The sequence below is a fragment of the Nocardia sp. NPDC051787 genome (genome assembly GCF_040681325.1).
Taxonomy (GTDB): domain Bacteria; phylum Actinomycetota; class Actinomycetes; order Mycobacteriales; family Mycobacteriaceae; genus Nocardia.
In genome coordinates this window covers 197746-219406 of the sequence record NZ_JBFAYO010000007.1, presented here as the reverse complement: position 1 = coordinate 219406, position 21661 = coordinate 197746, and the positions used below count along the sequence as shown (strand labels likewise).

Genomic DNA, 21661 nt, shown 5'->3' with positions numbered 1-21661 from the left:
TGGCTAGCTCGGTTTCTTCTGGGATCGCGTGAGCTGGAACGCGCCGAAGGCGAGGGTGATCGCGCCGATCGCCACGACCACGGCGGCCGCGCCGAGAGCGTCGTCGGTCCATTCGGCGACCGCCTCGCCCGCGGCGAGCGCGACGGACACAGCGCCGCCGATCACGAGCACCGCCGACCGCTGGGTCGCGTACAGCACGAAGCAGACCAGAGCCACCAGCGCGGTGAGTGCATAAGCCCAAGTCCGGCCCTCGACGTCGATGCTCTGCGCGGCCGCGACGGAGGTGACGATCGCGATCAGATATCCGGCGTGGGTTTCGAACAGGGCACCGATTCTGGTCAGCGCGAACCACGCGCCGCCGAGCAGCAGTACGGCCGCGCTGCCCCACACGTCATCGAGGCCGAACACCTCGGTGAGCATCCCCGCGACGGCCGCGGGCACGAAACAGGCGCAGACGAGCATGCCGAGCACCGACGGCAGCGCGAGGTAACCGAGTACCGCGACCACCGCACCCGCCGCGCACGCGAAAACCCAGGCGGCGTCGAATCTCCCGTCCTCGAACGCGGTGCCGACCGCCCCGGCGAGCGCGACGGAAGCCAATGCGAACAACGCCGCCGCAAGCCTGGCGCGGGCTCCGTGCGCCCTGCGGCGGGTGAACAACGCACCGGCGAGCAGGACTCCGACGAACAGCAGCCCGGCCGCCACGATGGCGAGTACGCCCACCCGGACCGGACGTCCCAGGTCCTCCCAAGACGAAGCCATCACCAGGACGATCCCGCCGAACACCAGACCGGCCCCGAGGTAAGCGGCGATCTCGGCGAGCACCTTCCCGCGCGCCGCCGCGGCCTGCTCGACGGCGAGCGCCGCGAGTACCGCATCGGCCTGTTCACGGGACAGCACCCCCTCGGCGACCAGCCGCCCTACCGCTGCCCTGGCCCTGTCGTCGCGCACCATGCGCCCAGTATGTCCGAGTCGGTAGTTCGGGCAACACAAATAGGGTCCCGGACAACCTTGCCCGAACCGCCATTGGCGTCGACCTGGACGAACACATTCGCGACTCCGACGACGCCGACCGCCTCGCACATCCAGCGCCGGCAGCCGTCGAACTCGACCAGCACCAAGTCGTGCGCCAGGCTCGGCACGACGGTCCCGAACCAAGATCAGCACATAGGCACCGAGAGAGCGCGGTGGCCGTCGGCCATCTCGCGCCCCGGCACCGGATCACCTGGCGCTGTGATCACGATCACCGTAAGATTAGTTTGACGTCCTAGTATCGGGCGCCAATGGACTCGCCGGAGGAATCCCGTGGCCGACCGCAGCGCGCTCTACACGCCCATCCATCCCGTTCGCTTCGTCACCTCCGCTGCCCTCTTCGACGGGCACGACGCGGCGATCAACATCATGCGCCGCATCCTGCAGAGCCAAGGCGCGGAGGTGATTCACCTCGGCCATAATCGCGCGGTCAGCGAGGTGGTGGACGCGGTGCTGACCGAGGACGCGCAGGGCGTCGCGGTCAGCTCCTATCAGGGCGGCCATGTCGAGTACTTCGAATATCTGGCCGACGCCTTGCGGAAGGCAGGAGCCGAGCACGTCCGGATCTTCGGCGGCGGTGGGGGCGTCATCGTCGCCGACGAGATCGCTCGGCTGGCCGAATCCGGCGTCACCATCTTCTCCCCCGAGGACGGGCAGCGACTCGGCCTGCCGGGCATGATCAATCAGTTGATCCGCGACTGCGACATCGACGTGGCAGCCGAAGCGCCCGCGCTGGACGCGGTACTCGCCGGCGAACGATCCGCTCTGGCCCGCGTCATCACCTGCCTGCAAGGGGACACGCTGCCGGAGACCGACCGGCAGAAGCTGGCTGCCGCCGCCGCGGCGCGCCGCGTGCCGGTGCTGGGCATCACCGGGACCGGCGGCTCCGGAAAGTCTTCGCTCACCGATGAATTGGTGCGCCGACTGCGTTCGGATCAACAGGACAAGCTTCGGGTCGCGATCCTCGCGGTGGACCCTACCCGGCGGCGCGGCGGCGGCGCGCTGCTCGGCGACCGGATCCGGATGAACGCACTGGACGGCGAGCACGTCTTCTTCCGCTCGCTGGCCACCCGCGGCGGCCGGGAACTGCCGGACAATATCGATCTGATCGTGACCGCCTGCAAGGCCGCCGGATACGACCTGGTCATCGTGGAGACGCCGGGCATCGGCCAGGGCGACGCTGCGGTGACCGACCACGTCGACGTCTCGCTGTATGTGATGACGCCCGAATTCGGCGCCGCCTCCCAGCTGGAGAAGATCGACATGCTGGATTTCGCGGACGTGGTGGCGATCAACAAGTTCGAGCGACGCGGCGCGGCGGACGCGTTGCGTGACGTGGCCCGGCAGCTGATCCGCAACCGGGAGGAGTTCCAGGCGACGCCGGAGGACATGCCGGTCTTCGGTACCAGCGCCGCGACGTTCAACGACGACGGTGTGACGGCGCTCTACCAGCACCTGACCGGTTTGCTCGCCGACCGCGGCCTGCCGCTGGAGCCCGGCACGCTACCGAAGGTCGACACCCGCCTTTCCACGCGCTTCGCACAGCTCATCCCGCCCGCACGGGTCCGCTACCTGGCCGAGATCGCCGAGACCGTACGCGCGTACCACGCCGAGACCGCCGCCCACATTGTCGCGGCGCAACGCCTGCAACGCCTCGAGCAGGTGGCGGCCGAACTGCCCGACGACAATGCCGTCGCCGCACTGGCCGAACGCGCACGCGCCGACCTCACCCCGGCCGATGCCGCACTCTTGGCCGAATGGCCCGCGCTGGCCGAATCCTATCGGGGAGACGAACAAGTCGTGCGCGTGCGCGACCGCGAGATCCACACCCCGTTGCGGCGGGAAACGCTGTCCGGCAATTCGGTTCCGCGCGTCGCACTCCCCCGTTACACCGATCACGGTGAGCTGCTGCGCTTCCTGCGCGCCGAACACCTACCGGGCCGATTCCCCTTCACTGCTGGAGTGTTCGCGTTCAAACGCGACACCGAGGACCCGGCTCGGATGTTCGCGGGCGAAGGCGACGCCTTCCGCACCAACCGCAGGTTCAAGGTTCTGAGCGAGCATTCCGACGCCAAAAGGCTGTCCACGGCGTTCGATTCGGTGACGCTCTATGGTCACGACCCCGCCGAGCGCCCCGACATCTACGGCAAGGTGGGCACGTCCGGGGTGTCGATCGCCTCGCTCGACGACATGAAGGTCCTCTACGACGGCTTCGATCTGACCGCGCCGACCACGTCGGTGTCGATGACCATCAACGGACCGGCGCCGACCATCCTGGCGTACTTCCTCAACACCGCGATCGACCAGGCGCTGGATCGGTTCGCGACCGAACAGGGACGCCCACCGACCGACACCGAGGCGGCCGAGGTCCGGGCCCGGGCGCTGGCCACCGTGCGCGGCACGGTGCAGGCCGACATTCTCAAGGAGGACCAGGGTCAGAACACCTGCATCTTCTCCACCGAGTTCAGCCTGCGCATGATGGCCGACATCCAGGAATGGTTCGTCCACAACGGCGTCCGCAACTTCTACTCGGTGTCCATCTCCGGCTACCACATCGCCGAGGCGGGTGCGAACCCGATCAGCCAGCTGGCCTTCACCCTGGCCAACGGATTCACCTATGTGGAGGCGTATCTCGCGCGCGGCATGCACATCGATGATTTCGCGCCCAACCTGTCGTTCTTCTTCTCCAACGGAATGGATCCGGAGTACTCGGTCATCGGCCGGGTGGCCCGGCGCATCTGGGCCGTCGCCATGCGGGATCGCTACGGCTCAGGCGACCGATCGCAGAAGCTCAAGTACCACATTCAGACTTCCGGCCGGTCGCTGCACGCGCAGGAGATGAACTTCAACGACATCCGCACCACCCTGCAGGCGCTGATCGCGATCTACGACAACTGCAACAGCCTGCACACCAACGCCTACGACGAGGCGGTGACCACCCCGACCGAGGAATCGGTGCGCCGCGCGCTGGCCATCCAGCTCATCATCAACCGGGAGTGGGGCGTCGCGATGAACGAGAATCCACTGCAGGGCAGCTTTCTCGTCGACGAGCTCACCGACCTCGTCGAGGAGGCCGTGCTGGTGGAGTTCGACCGGATCAGTGAACGCGGCGGCGTGCTCGGCGCGATGGAGACCGGCTACCAGCGCGGCAAGATCCAGGACGAATCGATGCGCTACGAGCAGCGCAAACACGACGGTTCGCTGCCGATCATCGGCGTGAACACCTTCCGCAACTCACACGGCGAACCGCACCGGGTTCTGGAGCTGGCGCGTGGCACCGAGGCGGAGAAGCAGTCGCAGCTGCGGCGGGTCCGCGAGTTCCAGCAGCGCCACCGCGACGACGCCCCCACCGCGCTGGCCCGTCTGGAGGCGGTGGCTCGCACCGACGACAACATCTTCGAGGTGTTGATGGACGCCGCTCGCGTGTGCACGCTGCAACAGATCACCGACACCTTCTTCCGCGTCGGCGGGCAGTACCGCCGCAACGTGTGAGGTGCGGAAGGCGCTGAGCCGTCAGAAGATTCGCACCTCGGGGATGGTGTCCATGAGCGCTGCCCACTCGGGGTACTTCGCGAGCTTCGCCTCGTGCAGCGCCATGATCTTCTCGCGCAGCTCGGGATCGGGCTGATCGGAGACGTCGGGACCGATCGCGATCTTCGCGAAGTACGGGATGATCCGCGGATCGCCCGCCAAGTGGACCGGGTCGTGCATGTAGCGCTCCAGCGCGTCCAGGTCTTCGATGCCCACGCAGTACGCGTGGGTCAGCCCGTCGGACGCGTCGCCCAAGTTCTGGCCGACCGTCGAGAACGACACCGACTCCACCGACGCTGTCCGCCGCATCATCGCGAGGACCTCGGCTTTCTGCTCCTCGGTGGTCGACACTGTTCTCACGCGTACCTCGCGCATGGTCGCCGAAGCGCTGGCCGATCGGATCGCCCGGCTCGCGCTCGCGGGCAAGCTTCGCCTCACCGATCCGTCGGAGGCCGCCGATCAATTGCTCGCCTTGCTCACCGCCCCGCTGGAGGCCCGCTCCCGGCTCGGGACCCGCCCGGTCCCAGCCGACGAACTCGAGAGCATCGCCGCGGCCGCGATCCGTACTTTTCTGGCCGCCTACGGGCCCGGCTGATTCCCGGACCCGCCCCCATGGGCCGTGTGACAATCGGCCCCGGGCAGACCATCAGCGCGGTTGGGACGGCAGACATGGATCTCTCGGGCATCCGGATCATCGACGCACACATCCACCAGTGGGACCCGTTCACCACGCCCCGGGATTTCAGCGGGCTGGCGAAGCTGTCGCGGCGGCTGCCCGTGCCGGTTGACCTGGCCAAGCGCCTCGCGCCGCGGCGAGACCGCGAATTCGTCGGCGACCCGGTCGCCTATCTGCGGCCCTACCTTCCGTTCGACTACCGCGCCGATGCCGGGAACGCGCCGATCGAGGTGGTCGCGCACATCGAGGTCGAGTGGTCGCAGCCGGGGCCGCTGGGCAAGGCAGGTGAGACCGCCTGGGTGGCGGGGCTGCCGCTGGAGGCCGCACCGCGACTGGGCGCGATCCTCGCGGGTGGCGACCCGGCCGAACCCGGGTTCGGCGAGTTACTTGACGCGCATGCCGCCGCCTCACCGCTCTTGCGCGGCATCCGCACGATGGTTGCCCACCATCCCGATCCGGGCGTGCGGTCGTTCACCGACACGCCGGGCAAACTCACCACCAAGGCGTTCCTGGACGGCTTCGCACACCTCGCCGAGCGCGGCCTGTCCTTCGAGGCATGGGTGTACTCGCACGCCTTTCCGGATGTCACCGCTCTCGCCGAGCGTTATCCGGAGGTGCCGATCGTGCTGAACCATCTCGGTACGCCCGCGGGGATTTTCGGCGCGGTCGGCAAGCACACCGGTACTGATCCCGGCCTGCGCAGGCAGCTGCTGGTGCGCTGGCGCGACGATCTCAGCGCGCTGGCCGCGCACCCGAACGTGGTCGCGAAGGTCAGCGGGCTGATGATGCCGATTCTCGGCCACCCGGTCCCGCCCCGCGGCACGCCGACACCGGTGCCGCGGCTGCTCGACCGGATCGTCCCGCTGGTCGAGCACGCCCTCGACGTCTTCGGCGCCGATCGCCTCATCTGGGGCTCGAACTTCCCCGTGGACAAGCCGATCACCAGCATTCCCGACAGCATCGAGACGATCGCGACCGCGATCACCGGTCACGGCGGCGGACGACCGGAACTCGAGCAGGTCTTCCGGACCACCGCGCAGCGGGTGTACCGCATTGCGGACTGACCGGGCGCTCGCCTGCACAGAGGTGTCCAGCCGTGTCGGTGCCCGTCGTTCAGCGGGGATCGCGAATCTGGTTCGACTACTGACTCGGCTGATTCGGCAGCCGCGCACGCCCCAGTGCCGCGGTGAGTTCGGCGCGCGCGGTGGCCAGCGAGGGCCCGTACCAGGTGAGGGCGCGGCCCTCGACCAACGCGACCGGAATGTGTGGGAATGCTTCCGGCCCCTCTGATTCGGTGAAAACGTAGGGTTCGTCGGGGAGCACCGCCAGGTCGACGCCCTCGGTCAGCTCCGCGTCGGTGACGCGGGGATAGCGCTCGGGGCGAACGGCGTGCACCAGCCGTAACCCGAGACGGCGTGCGACATCGCCGGTGAAGGTGTCGCGTCCGACCACCATCCACGGATTGCGCCAGATCGGGATGACCGCGGCGCATTCCGGTTCGGGTGGCGGTGACGCCCAAGCGGATTCGGCTTCGGCCAGCCAGGGCGGGACGCCGACGCCGATGGCCTCGGCGCAGAGCCGGGTGAGGGAAGCCATGGCGTCGGCGACTGTTTCTATCTTGGTGACCCACACCGGGATTCGCGCCGCGCGCAGCCGCATGACATCCAAGCGGCGGTTCTCCTCCATGTTGCACAGCACGAGATCTGGGCGGAGTTCGATGATGCGCCGGACGTTCGGGTTCTTGGTGCCGCGGACCCGTTCGACCGCCAAGTCCGCCGGGTGCGTGCACCACTGTGTCGCGGCGACAAGGACTTCCGGGCACGTCGACGCCACCGCCTCGGTCAGCGACGGCACCAGCGAAACCACCCGGCGCGGGGGCGTGCGGACGTCGACGGGTGTGCCGAGATCGTCGCGCGGCAACGCTGCCCGCGAGCTGTTCCCTGCCACGCCTGCCAGCCTATAACAGAACATATGCGCTGGTCGGTGCCGTATTTCTTGGCACGGTTGCGCGCAGCGTCCGGGCTTGGTCGATCCGATGCCGATCGGTCCTCTGCTGCCGGGAGCCGGGTGGCGGCTCAGTGCTGCGGCCACCAGCGTGAAACGCGGCATTGCGCTCTGCTGCACCGGACTGTGAATCGCCAGATCCGCTGGAACCCAGGCTCTTAACGCCATCGCGACAGCTCGCGGCGATGGGACGAGACACGCGGTATCGCTCGTTTACGCGTCAAGTTCGGCGCAAGGGCAGTGCGGGGGCAGTTCCATACGGAAGGGTCCGGCGGGAGACTGAGAAAGGCACCCGGTATCGGGAAGTCTCCGGTCCCTTCGCTGCGCCGGACTCGATCCCGCCCCGACTGTCCGGCGTCAACCGACAGCCCCGATGCCGGGTGCCTACCAAACCGATCAGCCGTCGAATCGGCGATAGAGCGCGGTGAGTTCGCGCAGGCCGGTCGCGGCGGTCGTCTCGTCGGGAGCGGTCATCCGCAGCGCCTTGCGCAGCAGCAGCGGATCCAAATCCTCTGGCGCGGGATGGAATTCGGGGCTCGGCAGGGCCGGCAATACGATGTGGTCGCCGTACGGGTCATCGGAGACGGCAGGCTGGGCGTCGCGTTCGATGCCGCCGATCAGCGTGTCCAAGTCGAGGCCGCGCAGGGTGAGAATCTCGCGGGGGCGTTCGTCGAGCCGCTCGGCCAGCAGGTAGCACACCGCGGCCACGTGCTTGCACGGCCAGCCCGGATCCGGGCAAGTGCAGGTGAAATCCAGGTCCGCCGCGGTGGTCGGCAGCAACAGCGGCCCGAGGCCGGTCGGCAACGCGCCCGACGCGATCTCGGCGAGCATGCCCGGCGCGGAACGGATGGTCTCGATCAGCAGCTCCAACTCGTCCTCGCGCAGGGGGCGCACGATGAATACCGCGGTGAACGGACGCGGTTGGCTGCCTTGCACTTCCGCGGTCACGGCACCGGGCTCGATCCGGTAGTTCACCACCTGACCCGACCTGGCGTAATTGCGGCCGCGCGCCAGACGCCCCGGCTCCGCCATCCGCTCCACCGAGTCCACCAGGGCCTTGCCCCACCAAGTGCGCCCGAACGTCCCGCGGCGGCTGCGCGCGGCCACCCCGCCGCGCACCGGCAGCTTCTTCCCGTACTCGGAGTAGTCGACGAAAGGACTCATTCGCCCACCGCCGCGGCGCCCAGGGTGAACAAATCGCGCAGTTCGTCGGTGCTCAGCTCGGTGATCCAGTTCTCCTCCGCGCCGACGGCCAGATCGGCGAGCTGCCGCTTGCCGGTGATCATCTCGTCGATCCGCTCCTCGATGGTGTCCACGCAGACCAACTTGCGCACCTGGACGTTGCGCCGCTGCCCGATCCGGAACGCGCGGTCGGTGGCCTGGTTCTCCACCGCCGGATTCCACCAGCGGTCCAGGTGGACGACGTGATTGGCGGCGGTGAGGTTGAGTCCCGTACCACCGGCCTTGAGCGACAACAACATCAGCGGCGGCCCGTCCGGCGCCTGGAACCGGATGACCATGTCGTCGCGCTTCTTCTTCGGCACCCCACCGTGCAGGAACGGGATCTCGGCGCCGAACCGCTCGGCCAGATACGGCGCGATCAGTTCGCCGAACTCACGGAACTGGGTGAACAGCAGGGCTTTCTCGCCCTCGGCCAGCACCGCGTCGAGCACATCCTCCACGAGGGCGAGCTTGCCGGAACGGTGGGCGCCGCGGTGCAGCACCGCCGACCCATCGCCGAGAAAATGGGCGGGATGGTTGCACACCTGCTTGAGCCGGGTGAGTGCGCCGAGAACCGCTCCCTTGCGGGCCATCCCCTCGGCGTCCTTGATCTTGGCGAGCATGTCGTCGACGACCGCCTGGTAGAGCGCGGCCTGCTCGACGGTGAGATTGGCCCGCACCGTCATCTCGAGTTTGTCCGGCAGATCGCTGATCACCGCCGGGTCGGTCTTCACTCGGCGCAACACGAAGGGCCGGGTGAGCCAGCGCAGGCGACTGATCGCGTTCTCGTCGCGCTCGCGTTCGATGGGCACCGCGAAACGCGCTCGGAACGACTGCGGGCTGCCGAGCACCTTCGGCATCGCGAAATCCATGATGGAGCGCAGCTCTTCCAATCGGTTCTCCACCGGAGTTCCGGTGAGCGCCAGGCGATGTCGCGCTGGCAGCGACCGCGCCGCCCGCGCCTGCCGCGTGCCCGCGTTCTTGATGTGCTGCGCCTCGTCCAAGACGACGCGGTCCCACGGTTGCCTGCCGAGTTCCTCGACATCGCGGGCGAGCAGCGCGTAGGTGGTGATCACCAGGTCGGCCGCGGCGATCGTCGCGTCGAGTTCGGCGCCCGCCAGGCGTCCGCCGCCGTGGTGCACCCACACCCGGAGATCGGGCGCGAATCGCTCGGCCTCGCGCTGCCAGTTGCCCACCACGGACATCGGACACACCAGCAAGGTGGGGTCCGGCTGCTCGGGCGCATCGGCCGCCGCCTCGCGCTCGTGCACGAGCAGGGCGAGCAGCTGGACGGTCTTGCCGAGCCCCATGTCGTCGGCGAGGATCGCGCCGCAGCCCATCCGGCTCATGGTGGCCAGCCAGGCCAGACCGCGTTCCTGATACGGCCGCAGCTCGGCTTTCAACCCGACCGGCGGCGCCACCGGCGCCGGCTCGCGGGCGCCATCGAGCAGGTCCGCCGCCCAGCCTGAGGCCGTGACCTCGGCGATCGGCACCTGCTGCACCCGTGATCCCGCTATCTCGCCGAGCATGTCCGCGAAGGTGACCGGAGAGTCGTCGGTATGCGCGGCGACATAGCGGGCCGCGGCGGCGAGCACCTTGTGGTCGGCCTGCACCCACTGGCCGCGCAGCTGGACCAGATCGGACTTGCCGCGCACCAGCCGTTCCATCTCGGCCGGGGTCAGCACGATATTGCCGAGCGCGAGTTCCCACCGATAGGAGACCAGGCCGCGCATGCCGACCGTGCTCTCCGCGGCGGGCACCGCGCTCTCCACCTGCAGCCGCATGCTCGGCTCGGCGACGCTCCACGCCCGCGGCAGCAGCAGCCGGATCCCCGCGCCGTGCAGGGCGTGCGCGCCGTGCGCGACCAGGTCGAGCACCACCTCGGTGGGCAGCAGCAGATCCATGCTGCGCGGATCGCTCGGCAGATCGCGCAATCGCGGGTAGGCCCGCTGCGCCGCGCCGAGTTTGTCCACCGCGATCCGGACCAGACTCGGATCGTCATGCAGCGGAACGGGTTTCGGCGCCTCACCGGTGACGGCCAGGCAGACCTCCAGCCGCCACAGCGCCACCGTCTCGTCGCCGGTGCCGAATTCGCCATCCGGCTCCAGCAGGCGAAGCACCAGATCCGGTTCGTCGCCGGTCAGGCTGGCGCGCCACTGTTCCAGCACCTCGGCCACTTGATAACTGCCGTTGTCCAGCGGGGTATCCCCGACCAGGGCAGCCACCAGGGGATGCGGCGAATCGGTCAAGTCGACCAGCGCTCGCGCGATCGGATCGGTGAGTTCGGTGACCATATCGTCGAGCAGCGCGGCCGGACGCCCGGCTACTCGCAGAGCCCGCGGCATGGCGACAGCCAGTTCAGCCAGCCAGGCGCGTTGCCGCTCGCCGCCGACCAGCCGCCAGCGCACCCACCACTCGCCGTCCTCCCTCCGCAGCTCCGGAACAACCCGCCCGGCGCGGACCCAGCGCTCGACCCCGTGCGCGACGTGCGCGAGAAAGCGCAGATCACCCGCCACCAACTCGGCGGGCAGCCGCTGCCGCAGCACCTGCGCCGCCGCGGCCGGGGTCAGCGCATGCGCCCGGACCTGCTCGGTGGCGCCGGACCCCGCAGCCAGAACCTCGGCACGGTGCCGGAACTTCGCGGCACGCAGCACACCGCCCAGCGGGTCGGGAAGCGCAGGCAGCGCGGTGGCCGGCGAGTCGTGCCAGAGCAGCAACCCGCCACCCGGCGACCACAGACCGTGCAGCATCACCCCATCCAATCAGGCCGGTCCGACACGTCCACGGCGACTGGGGGGCGTCTAGGGCTCGGAGGCGCGCGCTCCGCCCTAGCGGCCGCGCTGCGTGGCCTCCGAGTAGCGGCGAGTACCAGCGGACACGCCGACGACGTGCCGCAGCAAGCGAAGAACGCAGGTCAGGCGTAGTTTCGAAGGTGCGGCCAGCACCGGGACGGCACGGGCCGGAGGACGAGAAGACGCCGACCCGGCGAACGAACGGACGAGCAGTACCCAACGGACCGGAAAAGGAAGATACTGGAATATCCGCTGGTCATCGCGGAAGAACCGCAGCTTGGTGTCAAGGGAAGCGGAGGAAGCAGCATGACGATTCTGCTCCAGGTCCTCGAACAGAGCTTCACACCGACGACCGCGTGGGAACGACGGAAGTTCACCTTCGTGCACGCCGACAAGATCGTCGGCATGCGGTGCGACGGACAGTGCGGCGTGTGGCTTGACCTGTCGCGACCTGGTGAATCCCAGCGTCTGGCGCGGACAAGCGACCCGCGTGCAGCGGTCACCTTCCTGCTCACCACCTTCGCCAAGATCGCCGAGTGCGAGGAACGCGGCGGATCGTGGGTGATCGGGCACGACGGAACGCACATCGATTCCATCGCGGCCACCCGGTTCCCGCCTCGGGTGAGTGAGGTCGCCGACGACGATCTCCTGGCACGCGCCTGGTTGTAACGGCTCGCGCCGTCAGTTCCCCGCCGCCACCGGCCGTTTCGGATCGTTCGACCACTGCGACCACGAACCGGGGTACAGCGCCGCCTCGACACCTGCCACCGCGAGCGCGGCGATCTGATGCGCCGCCGTCACGCCGGACCCGCAGTACACCGCGACCGGCCCCGAGCCGAATCCGGCAAAACGGTCGCGCAGTTCGTCCGCCGCCCGGAAGCGGCCCTCGGCGTCGAGGTTCTCGGCGGTCGGAGCGCTGAGCGCACCGGGTATGTGCCCGGCGCGGGGATCGATCGGCTCCACCTCACCGCGGTAGCGCTCGCCCGCGCGGGCATCCAGCAGTACGCCCTGCCAGCGTGCCGCGGCGTCCGCGTCGATCACGGGCAGCCGGCCGGGGCTCAATTCGACATCGCCCGGCTCGGGGTCCGCTTCGGCGCCGGTCGCGATCGGCCCGCCCTCGCCGGTCCATGCGGGCAGCCCGCCGTCGAGAATGCGCACGTCTTCGACGCCCGCCCAGCGCAGCAGCCACCAGGCGCGGGCGGCGGCCATGCCGCCGGTGGCGTCGTAGACCACCACCGGATCGCCAGCGCACAGCCCCCAGCTGCGCGCGCACTTCTCCAGTTGCGCGGGGTCCGGCAGCGGGTGCCTGCCGCGGGCCGGCGAAGGCGGCGCGGCCAGTTCGGTTTCCAGATCGACGAACACCGCCCCGGGGATGTGGCCGTCGAGATAGTGCTGCGGCCCATCCGGGTCGCCCAGCGCCCATCTGACGTCCAGCAGGCGGAGCCGCTTGTCCGCCAATGCTTCCCGCAGCTCCCCCGGTGAGATCAGTACCGCGCTCAACCCAGCTCCTCGTCCCGAATCGCGTCCTCGCGCACCGACTCCCCCACCCTACGCATCCGGATGCGCCGATGTCGCCATACTCGCGCGTACCGCCGAGCCGGGCGGCGCGAGTCAGGCCAGTTTCCTGGCACTGGCTGGCGACACGGCCTGGTGACCAGGGGCAATATCCGGCCAATGTCGAACGTTTCCACGGCCCCGGCCACCGCCGCCCGCGAACCCGAGCATTCCAAGGCCGGTCTCGTGCCGCCGCTCGGCGCGGGCGCGGTGACGGCGCTGGTGGGTTTCACCAGTTCGTTCGCCGTTGTGCTGAGCGGGCTGACCGCGGTGGGCGCCACTGCCGCACAGGCGGCCTCGGGTCTGCTCGCGCTGTGCGTCACGCAGGCGATCGGCATGCTGCTGCTGAGTTACCGGTATCGGATGCCGATCACGCTGGCCTGGTCCACGCCGGGGGCGGCGCTGCTGGCGGGCACCGGTGCCGTGGCGGGCGGGTGGCCCGCGGCGATCGGCGCCTTCGTGGTGGCCGGGGCGCTGATCGTGATCACCGGACTGTGGCAGCGGCTCGGCGCGCTGGTCGCCGCGATCCCGGTGGAGATCGCGCAGGCCATGCTGGCCGGAGTGCTGCTGCCGCTGTGCCTGGCTCCGGTGCGGGCGGTGCAGACCAGTCCGGCGGTGGTGGTTCCGGTGATCCTCGTCTGGCTCGTGCTGCAACGGTATGCCCGGCGCTGGGCCGTGATCGCGGCCTTCGCCACCGCGGCGGCAGGCGCCGCGATCAGCATCGTCGTCCAGCACAAGCCGCTCACCGTGGGCGCCATGGTTCCGTCGCTGGAACTGACACTGCCGCACTGGAGTTGGCAGGCGCTGATCGGCGTCGCGATCCCGCTCTACATCGTGACCATGGCGTCGCAGAACATTCCCGGCACCGCGGTGCTGGCCTCGTTCGACTACCGGGTTCCGTGGCGCGCGGCGATGACCGTCACCGGCCTCGGCACCGTCATCGGGGCGCCCGCGGGCGGGCACGCGATCAACCTGGCGGCGATCAGCGCCGCGCTCTCCGCGGCGCCAGCCGCGCATCCGGACCCGAAGCGACGCTGGATCGCGGCGTTCACCGCGGGCGTGACGTACTTGCTGCTGGCGCTGGGCTCGGCCGCCCTGGTCACGCTGATCGCGACCGCTCCGGCGGGAACGCTGGAAACCGTCGCTGGTCTCGCCCTGCTCGCCACACTCGCCGCGGCACTCGACGCGGCGCTGCGCTCCGACGAACATCGGGAGGCCGGCGTCGTCACCTTCGTGATCGCCGCGTCCGGCGTCGGCTTCGCCGGAGTCGGCGCAGCGTTCTGGGCCTTGCTCGCCGGTCTGCTGGTGCGCAAAGTGCTGCGTTAGCGACCGAACGCGCGGTCAGCGCGGCGCTCGAGGGGCCGGTTGCCGCTACGACTGGAGGACGGCCTGGAAGCGGCGCATGCCGTCGATCCAGCGGTCGTAGTCGGAGCCCTTGTGGCGGTACATCTTCAGCACCTCCGGATGCGGGAGGATCAGGAAGTGCTCGTCCGCGACTCCGGTGAGGACGATCTCGGCGACCTCATCCGGGGACAGCACCGCGCCCGCGCTGGTGACGGCTTTCACCGCGAGCTCGGCTTCGGTGGCATGCTCAGGCGGAACGAGTCCGCCGTGCAGCAGCTGGGTGTCAACGCCCATCGGGCACACACAGCTCACCCGCACCCCTTTGTCGCCGTATGTGACCGACAGCCACTCGGCGAAACCGACGGCCGCATGCTTGGACACTGCGTAGGGCGCCGAACCGAGCTGGGTGAGCAGGCCCGCCGCCGACGCCGTGCTCACGAAATAACCGCCGCCACGCTCCAGCCAGCCGGGCACCAGCAGCCGCGCGGCGCGAACATGAGCCATCACATTGACCTCGAGCGCGGCCGCCCACTGCTGATCGGTACTGTCCAGACCCGCGCCGCCGCCGATGCCCGCGTTCGCGAAATAGAAGTCGACCGGCCCGAATTCGGCCTGGGCGCGCTCGATCAGCCCGCGGATCACCGTTTCGTCGGCCACGTCGCCACCGATCGCGACCGCGGCCGAGCCGAGCGATTCCGCCACCCGCTCCGCACTCGGCCCGTCGAGGTCGGCGAGCACCACCCGCGCCCCACCGGCGACAAGCCGGCTCGCCAGCGCCGCCCCGATCCCAGCGCCCGCGCCCGTGACGATCGCAACCTTGCCCGAAATCTCCATCTCCGCACCCTAGCGGGGCGTCGCCGAGAACTCCCCGACCACCGGCCGATCGATCGCACCCGAGGTCAAGGACCTCAGCTCGAATTCGCCAGGCGATCCAGCAACGGCGCGGTACGCGGGCCGACCAGCTCACGCATTACCAGCGCCATATTGGTCCGCTCGACGCCGGGAATCTTGAGGATTTGCCCCGCGATGCGATACAGGTCGTCGGCGTCCTGCGCCACCACCCGGACCGTGAGGTCGGTGAGCCCGGTCATGCCGCACACCTCGGTCACCTCGGGCACCTCCGCGAGCTCGTCGACCACCGAATCCAGCCGGTGCTGATCGACGACGACCGCGACGAACGCCGCGAGCGGATAACCGAGCGCGCGCGGCTCGACGCGGCGCTCGAAACTGCCGAGGACGCCACCCGCCTCCCAGCGGGACAGCCGAGCCTGCACGGTATTGCGGGACAGGCCGAGCCGGGCCGCCAGCTCGACGCCCGTCGCCCGGGGATTGGCGACCAGCTCCAGCAACAGCCTGGCGTCGGTGGCGTCCAGGGTCACGCCGACGTTTTCTCTGGTCATACAACGCAGTATGACACCAGTCGCGGGGGCAGAATTGAGCATTCTGCCCATTCGCCTGTCAAGCACTTGCGCAGTCCGCGTTCTGGTGGATGCTGTGAGATAGAACACATTTCTTTGTGGCGCGACGGGGTGAGCACCGATGACGGGCAAGTCCGAGTATCCGGTCCAATTGGTCCAGCCAGACGGTCGCCGTGTGCTCGACCCCGAGCATGCGGCGCTGGTCGCCGACATCGGCCCCGACCAGCTGCGCGATCTGTACGTGGACATGGTCGTCACGCGAAGGATCGACACCGAGGCCACCGCGCTGCAACGGCAGGGCCAGCTCGGACTGTGGGCGCCCCTGCTCGGGCAGGAAGCCGCCCAGGTGGGTTCGGCGCACGCGCTGCATCACGACGACTATGTGTTCTGCAGCTATCGCGAGACCGCCGTCGCCTACTGCCGTGGCGTGCCGCCCACGGATCTCACCCGGCTGTGGCGCGGCGCCGCCCACCACTGCTGGGATCCGCACGCGGTGAACATGACCAACCCGAACATCGTCGTCGGCTCCCAGGGCCTGCACGCCACGGGCTACGCGTTCGCCGCGCACCTGGACGGCGCCGACATCGCCACCATCGCCTACTTCGGCGACGGCGCGACCAGTCAGGGCGATATCGCCGAGGCACTGGGGTTCGCCGCGAGCTGGAGCGCGCCCGTGGTGTTCTTCTGCCAGAACAACCACTGGGCGATCAGCGAACCGGTACGTGTGCAGAGCGCCACCCCGATCGCGCGCCGCGCGGATGGATACGGCATGCCGGGCACGCAGGTCGACGGCAACGACGTGCTGGCCGTGCTCGCCGTGACCAGGCAGGCGGTGGCGCGGGCGCGCTCGGGCTGCGGCCCGTCGTTCATCGAGGCGCTCACCTATCGGATGGGTCCGCACACCACGGCGGACGATCCCAGCCGCTACCGCTCGACCGCCGAGACCGAGCAGTGGGCGCGGCGCGATCCGATCGACCGGATGCGCAAACTGCTCGAACGCGAGGACCTGTGGGACGAGGCGTTCGCCCGCCACGTCGCGGAGCGCTCCGACGAGGTCGCCCAGGCGGTGCGCAGCGCCACCATCGACATGCCCGACCCCGTGCCGACGGAACTGTTCGACCACGTCTACACCACCCCGCACCCGCTGATCACCGAACAGCGGAGGGCGTACGCGGAGTACCTGACCGGCGATCCCGGCCTGTCCTCCGCACGAGGAGAAGGAGTCACACAATGATCACCACCTTCGCCGCCGCACTCAACACCGGATTGCGGCGCGCGCTGGAGGACGACCCGAAGGTCCTGCTGATGGGCGAGGACATCGGCCGTCTCGGCGGGGTGTTCCGGGTGACCGACACACTGCAGAAGGACTTCGGCAACAATCGCGTCATCGATACGCCACTGGCCGAATCCGGCATCATCGGAACGGCTTTCGGCATGGCGCTGCGCGGCTACCGGCCAGTGTGTGAGATCCAGTTCGACGGCTTCGTCTACCCCGCGTTCGACCAGATCGTCTCGCACGTGGCGAAGATCAACTACCGGACGTGGGGAAAGGTCAACGCCCCGCTGACGATCCGCATCCCGTTCGGCGGCGGCATCGGGTCGGTGGAGCACCACTCCGAGTCGCCCGAAGCTTATTTCGCACATACAGCGGGCCTGCGCGTCGTGACGCCGAGCAACCCGGCGGACGCGTATTCGATGATCCGGCAAGCGATCGCGTTGAACGACCCGGTGATCTTCTTCGAACCCAAGCGCAGGTATTGGGACAAAGCCGATGTCGACTTCATCGCGCTGGACCGTCACGGCGGACTGCCGCTGGATCGCGCCAAGGTGTGCACAACGGGCACGGACGCGACCGTCGTCGCGTACGGCGGTACCGTCGCGACCGCGCTGTCGGCCGCGAAAATCGCCGCGGCGGAGGGACACGCGCTCGAGGTGATCGACTTGCGTAGTCTCTCACCGATCGACTTCGACACGATCGAGGCGTCGGTCGCGAAGACCGGGCGGCTGGTCGTCACGCACGAGGCGCCGGTATTCGCCGGGCTCGGTGCGGAGATCGCCGCGCGGATCACCGAGCGCTGTTTCTACCACCTCGAAGCACCGGTCCTGCGGGTCGGCGGATTCGACATCCCCTATCCCCCGGCTAAGCTCGAGAAGCACCACCTGCCCGATCCCGACCGCATTCTCGACGCGGTCGACCGCTCCCTCGCCGCCTGACGCGGGTTCGCCGTAGTGAGAGGTGCCCACGTGGAAGACCATGCTCCCCAGTCTCTTCCGGCGTCCCTGCTGGAATTCCGGCTTCCGGATCTCGGGGAAGGGCTCACCGACGCCGAGCTGGTGTCCTGGGCGGTGGAAGTCGGCGACACGGTGGAGTTGAACCAGACCATCGCGGAGGTGGAGACGGCGAAAGCGGTGGTGTCGCTGCCATGTCCGTTCGCGGGCCGGGTGGTCGAGTTGCTGGCGCAGCCGGGCGACACGGTCGCGGTCGGCGCACCGCTCATCCGTGTGGAGGACGAGCGGAAAACGGCACCCGAGGACGCCGCCATTCGGGAATCGGGGCGCTCCTCGGTTCTGGTGGGCTACGGCCCCGAGGAGGAAGTGACATCTCGGCGGCGCAGGCCCGCAAGACAAACCCCAGCCGAACCGGGCATCGTCGTTCCGGAGCCCGACCGATCCGGTTCAGAAGCAGGCGCAAGCAACATCACGGCAGACAGCGTCGTCCGAGAGCCCGAACGGCCGAGTTCAGCGCTCGGCGCGACGCGCGCGGCGGCGACCCCTGCCGCCCGGAAACTCGCACGCGAGCTCGGGGTCGATCTGTGGTTTGTCGCGGGGTCCGGCCCGGGCGGCGCGGTTACCGTCGACGACGTGCGCGGCGCGGTGCCCGTCTCCCAACCTCGTCCGGCCGAACACGCCGGGGCAACAACGACCGTCGGCGATGCCGGTGTGGTTCGGCCGCCCGCGCGTGAGGTCCGCACGCCGATCAGCGGCATCCGCAAGCGCACCGCCGCGGCGATGCTGAACAGCGCCCGCACCATCCCGCAGGCCAGCACCTTCGTCACGGTCGACTGCACCGCCTCGATGGAGCTGCTCGACCATCTGCGCAGCACGAAATCCTTTGCGGGCCTTACACCGACACCGCTGGCGCTGGTCGCCAAGTCGGCGCTGGCCGCACTCGCCGATTTCCCCGGCATGAACGCCTTCTGGGACGAAGCGAACCAGGAGATCGTCACCAAACACTATGTGAACCTCGGCATCGCGGTGGCCACCGACCGTGGCCTGCTGGTACCGAACATCAAAGAGGCGCAGACCCTGAGCCTGCGCGATCTCACCCGCGAGATCGGCTGGCTGGCCGACACCGCCCGCTCCGGCGGCGCCACGCCCGCCGACCTGCGTGGTGGCACCTTCACCATCACCAACGTCGGGGTCTTCGGCGTGGACGCCGGGGTACCGCTGGTCAATCCGGGCGAGGCCGCGATCCTGTGTCTCGGCTCGATTCGCAAGCGGCCGTGGGTATTCCGCGACGAACTCGCGGTCCGGTGGGTGACCACGCTCGGCGTGAGCTTCGACCACCGGATGATCGACGGACAACTGGCCGCCCGCTTCCTCGCTACTACCGCAAGCCTGCTGGAGGACCCGCTGACGCTCCTCAGCCGCGTGTAGTCCAGGGACCGTCAGTCCGTGACGAGCGCCGCCGCGGCAGTGCGGATGACGTCCGGGATCTCGACCGGCTTCCGCGTCTCCGCGTCCACGTAGACGTGCACGAAGGTGCCGGTCGCCGCGAACTCGAGGCCGCCGTCGGCCTCACGGAAGATGGCGAGATCGTAGGTGATGCTGGAACGGCCGAGCCGCGAGACGCGCAAGCCGACCTGCAACTGATCCGGGAAGCTGATCGAACCGAGGTACTGGCAGGATGTCTGCGCGACCACGCCGAGCGCGGGCAGCGTGCGGATGTCGGTGCCGGTGGCGTGCATCAACCACGCGTTGACCGCGGTGTCGAAGTACGAGTAGTACGTCACGTTGTTCACGTGCCCGTAGTGGTCGTTGTCGGCCCACCGGGTGGGGACCGGCCAGAGCACCGGATACTGCTGCGTCACCCGGCCGACGATAGCTCAGTAGGAGTCCTGGCCGTATCTACGCGCCGCGTGCGGGGCCCTCCATGGCTACGCGAGCTCCCTCCTCCGGGCCTGACCACACACGGCCTGGCGGTGGTCGCGCGGGGATACGCCGAAGTGGCGCTTGAACGCGGTGCTCAGCGCGAAGGCGCTGCCGTACCCGACCTGGCGGGCGATCGCCTCGATGGTGGCGTCGGATTCCTGGAGCAGGTCCGCCGCCAGCGCCAGCCGCCATTCGGTGAGGAACGCCATCGGCGGCTCGCCGACCAGGTCGGTGAACCGGCGGGCCAGCGCGGCCCGGGATACTCCGACCGCCTCGGCCAGGCCCGCGACCGTCCACCCGTGCGCCGGGTTGTGCTGGAGCAGGCGCAGTGCTTTGCCGACCAGCGGGTCACCGTAGGCGTGATACCAGGCGGGCGCGTCGTTGCGGGCGAACCACGCGCGCAGCGCCGCGATCAGCACCAGATCCAGCAGGCGGTCCAGCACCGCGCTCTGCGCGGGCTGATCCTTGGTCGCCTCGTCGACCAGGATGTCGAGCACTCTGCTGTCGAAGTCGCCCCGTTGCAACACGATCACCGGTGGAAGCGCGCGCAGCAGGCGCTGGCTGGCCGCGCCCGCGGACTCGTAGGTCCCGGTGACCATCATGGTGGCCCCCTCCGGGTCGGTGCCCCACTGTCGAACGCCGAGACTCAATGTCTCGCAGAGGACTTCACCGTCCGGCGTCTTCGTCACCTGGCCCGGATCGATGACGATCTGCGGTTCGGTCGCCGGGTCGTCGGCCACCGTGTACGGATCGGGCCCGCGGAAGATCGCGACATCGCCCGCGCCCAGTTGCCGCGGCGCGCCCTTGCCGGTGACGATCCACGCGCCGCCGCGGATCATCGACAGCACCGTCAGCGGGGACTCGTCCTGAATCCGCAGCGACCACGGCGGGTCCAGCAGAGAACACATCACGAACGCACCGCGGGCGCGAGGACCTTCGAGCAGACTGGCTAGCGCATCCACCCGTCAACTGTAGACGATCACGCATGTCCATGAGCCCCTGAACGATGTTCCGTCTCAGCCCGGGACGATGTACTGGGATCATGACAAACACCACCGCTCACCAGCGCCTCATCCTCGTCACCGGCGGCACCGGCAAGACCGGCAGCCGCGTCGTCACCCGGCTCCGGGCGGCCGGGCATCCGGTGCGGGTCGGCTCCCGAATCGCTGACATTCCCTTCGACTGGGCCGACCGGGACAGCTGGGCCGCGGCGCTGACCGGCGTGCACAGCGCCTACGTCGCCTACCAACCGGACCTCGCGGTCCCCGGCGCTCCCGAGGTGATCCGCGCGTTCGCCGCGGCCGCCGCGCACGCCGGTGTGCGCAAGCTGGTGCTGCTGTCCGGCCGCGGCGAGCCGGAGGCCGTGCAGTGCGAGCAGATCGTGCAGGAATCCGGCCTGAACTGGACCATCGTGCGGTGCAGCTTCTTCGCGCAGAACTTCAGCGAAGGCGCGTTCACCGAGTACATCCTGGCCGGGCAGGTCGCGCTGCCGAACGGCCACGTTCCGGAGCCGTTCGTGCACGCCGACGACATCGCCGACGTCGCCGTCGCAGCGCTGACCTCGGACGGGCACGACGGCGAGATCTACGAACTGACCGGTCCACGGGCGATTACCTTCGCCGAAGCGGTGGCGGAGATCGCCGCGGCCACCGACAGGCCGATCGCCTTCGTGCCGATCTCCCGCACGGATTTCGTCGCCGGGCTGACCGACTACGGGGTGCCCGCCGACACGGTGAGCCTGCTGGACTACCTCTTCGGCACCGTGCTCGACGGCCGCAACACCAAGGCGGCCGACGGGGTGCGCCGGGCGCTCGGGCGGGAACCGAAGGATTTCGCGGAATACGTCATGGCGACGGTGATCACGGGAGTCTGGAATGTCCCGGAGTGATGCGGCGTTGCACTGATCAGTAGGCTCGCCCGCGGACGTGACGCGCAGC

At 69.2% G+C, this 21661-nt stretch carries 19 protein-coding genes; 9 read left to right on the top strand and 10 right to left on the bottom strand.

Annotation, left to right across the window (positions count from 1 at the left end):
- Window positions 1–3: 3 nt before the first annotated feature.
- On the bottom strand, window positions 4–954 hold the full coding sequence (locus tag AB0M45_RS10430; protein WP_364325465.1) for a DUF2157 domain-containing protein: 951 nt from the start codon (window positions 952–954) through the stop codon (window positions 4–6).
- A 351-nt stretch (window positions 955–1305) separates the two neighbouring features.
- Here AB0M45_RS10430 and icmF point away from each other — a divergent pair, with 351 nt between their 5' ends.
- The gene (icmF, locus tag AB0M45_RS10425; RefSeq protein WP_364325462.1) at window positions 1306–4524 is read left to right on the top strand and encodes a fused isobutyryl-CoA mutase/GTPase IcmF; all 3219 of its coding nucleotides are present in this window, start codon (window positions 1306–1308) and stop codon (window positions 4522–4524) included.
- 21 nt (window positions 4525–4545) lie between these two features.
- Here the strand turns inward: icmF and AB0M45_RS10420 are convergent, their stop codons facing one another.
- Window positions 4546–4872, bottom strand: coding sequence for a Dabb family protein (locus tag AB0M45_RS10420; RefSeq protein WP_364325584.1), 327 nt, complete (start codon window positions 4870–4872; stop codon window positions 4546–4548).
- On the opposite strand from AB0M45_RS10420, the gene AB0M45_RS10415 reads away from it, so the two are divergent.
- Together AB0M45_RS10415 and AB0M45_RS10410 are read left to right on the top strand one after the other, a co-directional pair.
- Window positions 4772–5158 (top strand): TetR/AcrR family transcriptional regulator C-terminal domain-containing protein, encoded by a 387-nt coding sequence (locus AB0M45_RS10415; RefSeq protein ID WP_364325459.1) that lies wholly within the window; start codon window positions 4772–4774, stop codon window positions 5156–5158. The genes AB0M45_RS10420 and AB0M45_RS10415 overlap by 101 nt on opposite strands.
- A 74-nt stretch (window positions 5159–5232) precedes the next feature.
- Window positions 5233–6303, top strand: a complete 1071-nt coding sequence (locus AB0M45_RS10410; protein WP_364325456.1) for an amidohydrolase family protein — start codon at window positions 5233–5235, stop codon at window positions 6301–6303.
- 76 nt (window positions 6304–6379) lie between these two features.
- On the opposite strand, the gene AB0M45_RS10405 is transcribed toward AB0M45_RS10410, so the two are convergent.
- The 3 genes from AB0M45_RS10405 to AB0M45_RS10395 form a co-directional block, all read right to left on the bottom strand.
- Window positions 6380–7186, bottom strand: coding sequence for a helical backbone metal receptor (locus tag AB0M45_RS10405; RefSeq protein ID WP_364325453.1), 807 nt, complete (start codon window positions 7184–7186; stop codon window positions 6380–6382).
- A gap of 453 nt (window positions 7187–7639) precedes the next feature.
- Window positions 7640–8407 carry an SWIM zinc finger family protein gene (locus tag AB0M45_RS10400; RefSeq protein ID WP_364325450.1) on the bottom strand — a complete coding sequence of 256 codons (768 nt, stop codon included), beginning with the start codon at window positions 8405–8407 and terminating at the stop codon, window positions 7640–7642.
- Window positions 8404–11214: a DEAD/DEAH box helicase gene (locus AB0M45_RS10395; RefSeq protein WP_364325447.1), complete on the bottom strand. Its 2811-nt coding sequence runs from the start codon at window positions 11212–11214 to the stop codon at window positions 8404–8406. Before AB0M45_RS10395 ends, AB0M45_RS10400 begins: the two co-directional genes overlap by 4 nt.
- Before the next feature lie 348 nt (window positions 11215–11562).
- On the opposite strand from AB0M45_RS10395, the gene AB0M45_RS10390 reads away from it, so the two are divergent.
- The gene (locus AB0M45_RS10390) at window positions 11563–11925 is read left to right on the top strand and encodes a hypothetical protein (protein WP_364325444.1); all 363 of its coding nucleotides are present in this window, start codon (window positions 11563–11565) and stop codon (window positions 11923–11925) included.
- 12 nt (window positions 11926–11937) lie between these two features.
- Here the strand turns inward: AB0M45_RS10390 and AB0M45_RS10385 are convergent, their stop codons facing one another.
- The gene (locus tag AB0M45_RS10385) at window positions 11938–12744 is read right to left on the bottom strand and encodes a sulfurtransferase (protein WP_364325581.1); all 807 of its coding nucleotides are present in this window, start codon (window positions 12742–12744) and stop codon (window positions 11938–11940) included.
- Between the two features lie 186 nt (window positions 12745–12930).
- Between AB0M45_RS10385 and AB0M45_RS10380 the strand changes: the two genes are divergently transcribed.
- A complete protein-coding gene (locus AB0M45_RS10380) occupies window positions 12931–14136 on the top strand; it encodes a benzoate/H(+) symporter BenE family transporter (protein ID WP_364325441.1) in 1206 nt (401 codons plus the stop codon).
- 45 nt (window positions 14137–14181) lie between these two features.
- On the opposite strand, the gene AB0M45_RS10375 is transcribed toward AB0M45_RS10380, so the two are convergent.
- Both AB0M45_RS10375 and AB0M45_RS10370 read right to left on the bottom strand, forming a co-directional pair.
- A complete protein-coding gene (locus tag AB0M45_RS10375) occupies window positions 14182–14988 on the bottom strand; it encodes an SDR family oxidoreductase (RefSeq protein WP_364325438.1) in 807 nt (268 codons plus the stop codon).
- A gap of 74 nt (window positions 14989–15062) precedes the next feature.
- Window positions 15063–15554, bottom strand: a complete 492-nt coding sequence (locus AB0M45_RS10370; protein WP_040774899.1) for an Lrp/AsnC family transcriptional regulator — start codon at window positions 15552–15554, stop codon at window positions 15063–15065.
- A 139-nt stretch (window positions 15555–15693) separates the two neighbouring features.
- Between AB0M45_RS10370 and pdhA the strand changes: the two genes are divergently transcribed.
- The 3 genes from pdhA to AB0M45_RS10355 are packed head-to-tail and all read left to right on the top strand — an operon-like array spanning window position 15694 to window position 19229.
- Window positions 15694–16806, top strand: coding sequence for a pyruvate dehydrogenase (acetyl-transferring) E1 component subunit alpha (gene pdhA / locus AB0M45_RS10365; protein ID WP_364325434.1), 1113 nt, complete (start codon window positions 15694–15696; stop codon window positions 16804–16806).
- The gene (locus AB0M45_RS10360; RefSeq protein WP_364325431.1) at window positions 16803–17786 is read left to right on the top strand and encodes an alpha-ketoacid dehydrogenase subunit beta; all 984 of its coding nucleotides are present in this window, start codon (window positions 16803–16805) and stop codon (window positions 17784–17786) included. The genes pdhA and AB0M45_RS10360 overlap by 4 nt, the downstream gene beginning before the upstream one ends.
- Window positions 17787–17816: 30 nt before the next feature.
- Window positions 17817–19229: a dihydrolipoamide acetyltransferase family protein gene (locus tag AB0M45_RS10355; RefSeq protein WP_364325428.1), complete on the top strand. Its 1413-nt coding sequence runs from the start codon at window positions 17817–17819 to the stop codon at window positions 19227–19229.
- Between the two features lie 11 nt (window positions 19230–19240).
- Here AB0M45_RS10355 and AB0M45_RS10350 read toward each other — a convergent pair whose 3' ends face one another.
- Together AB0M45_RS10350 and AB0M45_RS10345 are read right to left on the bottom strand one after the other, a co-directional pair.
- A complete protein-coding gene (locus AB0M45_RS10350; protein ID WP_364325425.1) occupies window positions 19241–19663 on the bottom strand; it encodes a thioesterase family protein in 423 nt (140 codons plus the stop codon).
- Between the two features lie 66 nt (window positions 19664–19729).
- Window positions 19730–20686 carry an AraC family transcriptional regulator gene (locus tag AB0M45_RS10345; protein WP_364325422.1) on the bottom strand — a complete coding sequence of 319 codons (957 nt, stop codon included), beginning with the start codon at window positions 20684–20686 and terminating at the stop codon, window positions 19730–19732.
- 80 nt (window positions 20687–20766) lie between these two features.
- On the opposite strand from AB0M45_RS10345, the gene AB0M45_RS10340 reads away from it, so the two are divergent.
- The gene (locus tag AB0M45_RS10340; RefSeq protein ID WP_364325419.1) at window positions 20767–21612 is read left to right on the top strand and encodes an NAD(P)H-binding protein; all 846 of its coding nucleotides are present in this window, start codon (window positions 20767–20769) and stop codon (window positions 21610–21612) included.
- Window positions 21613–21661 lie beyond the last annotated feature (49 nt).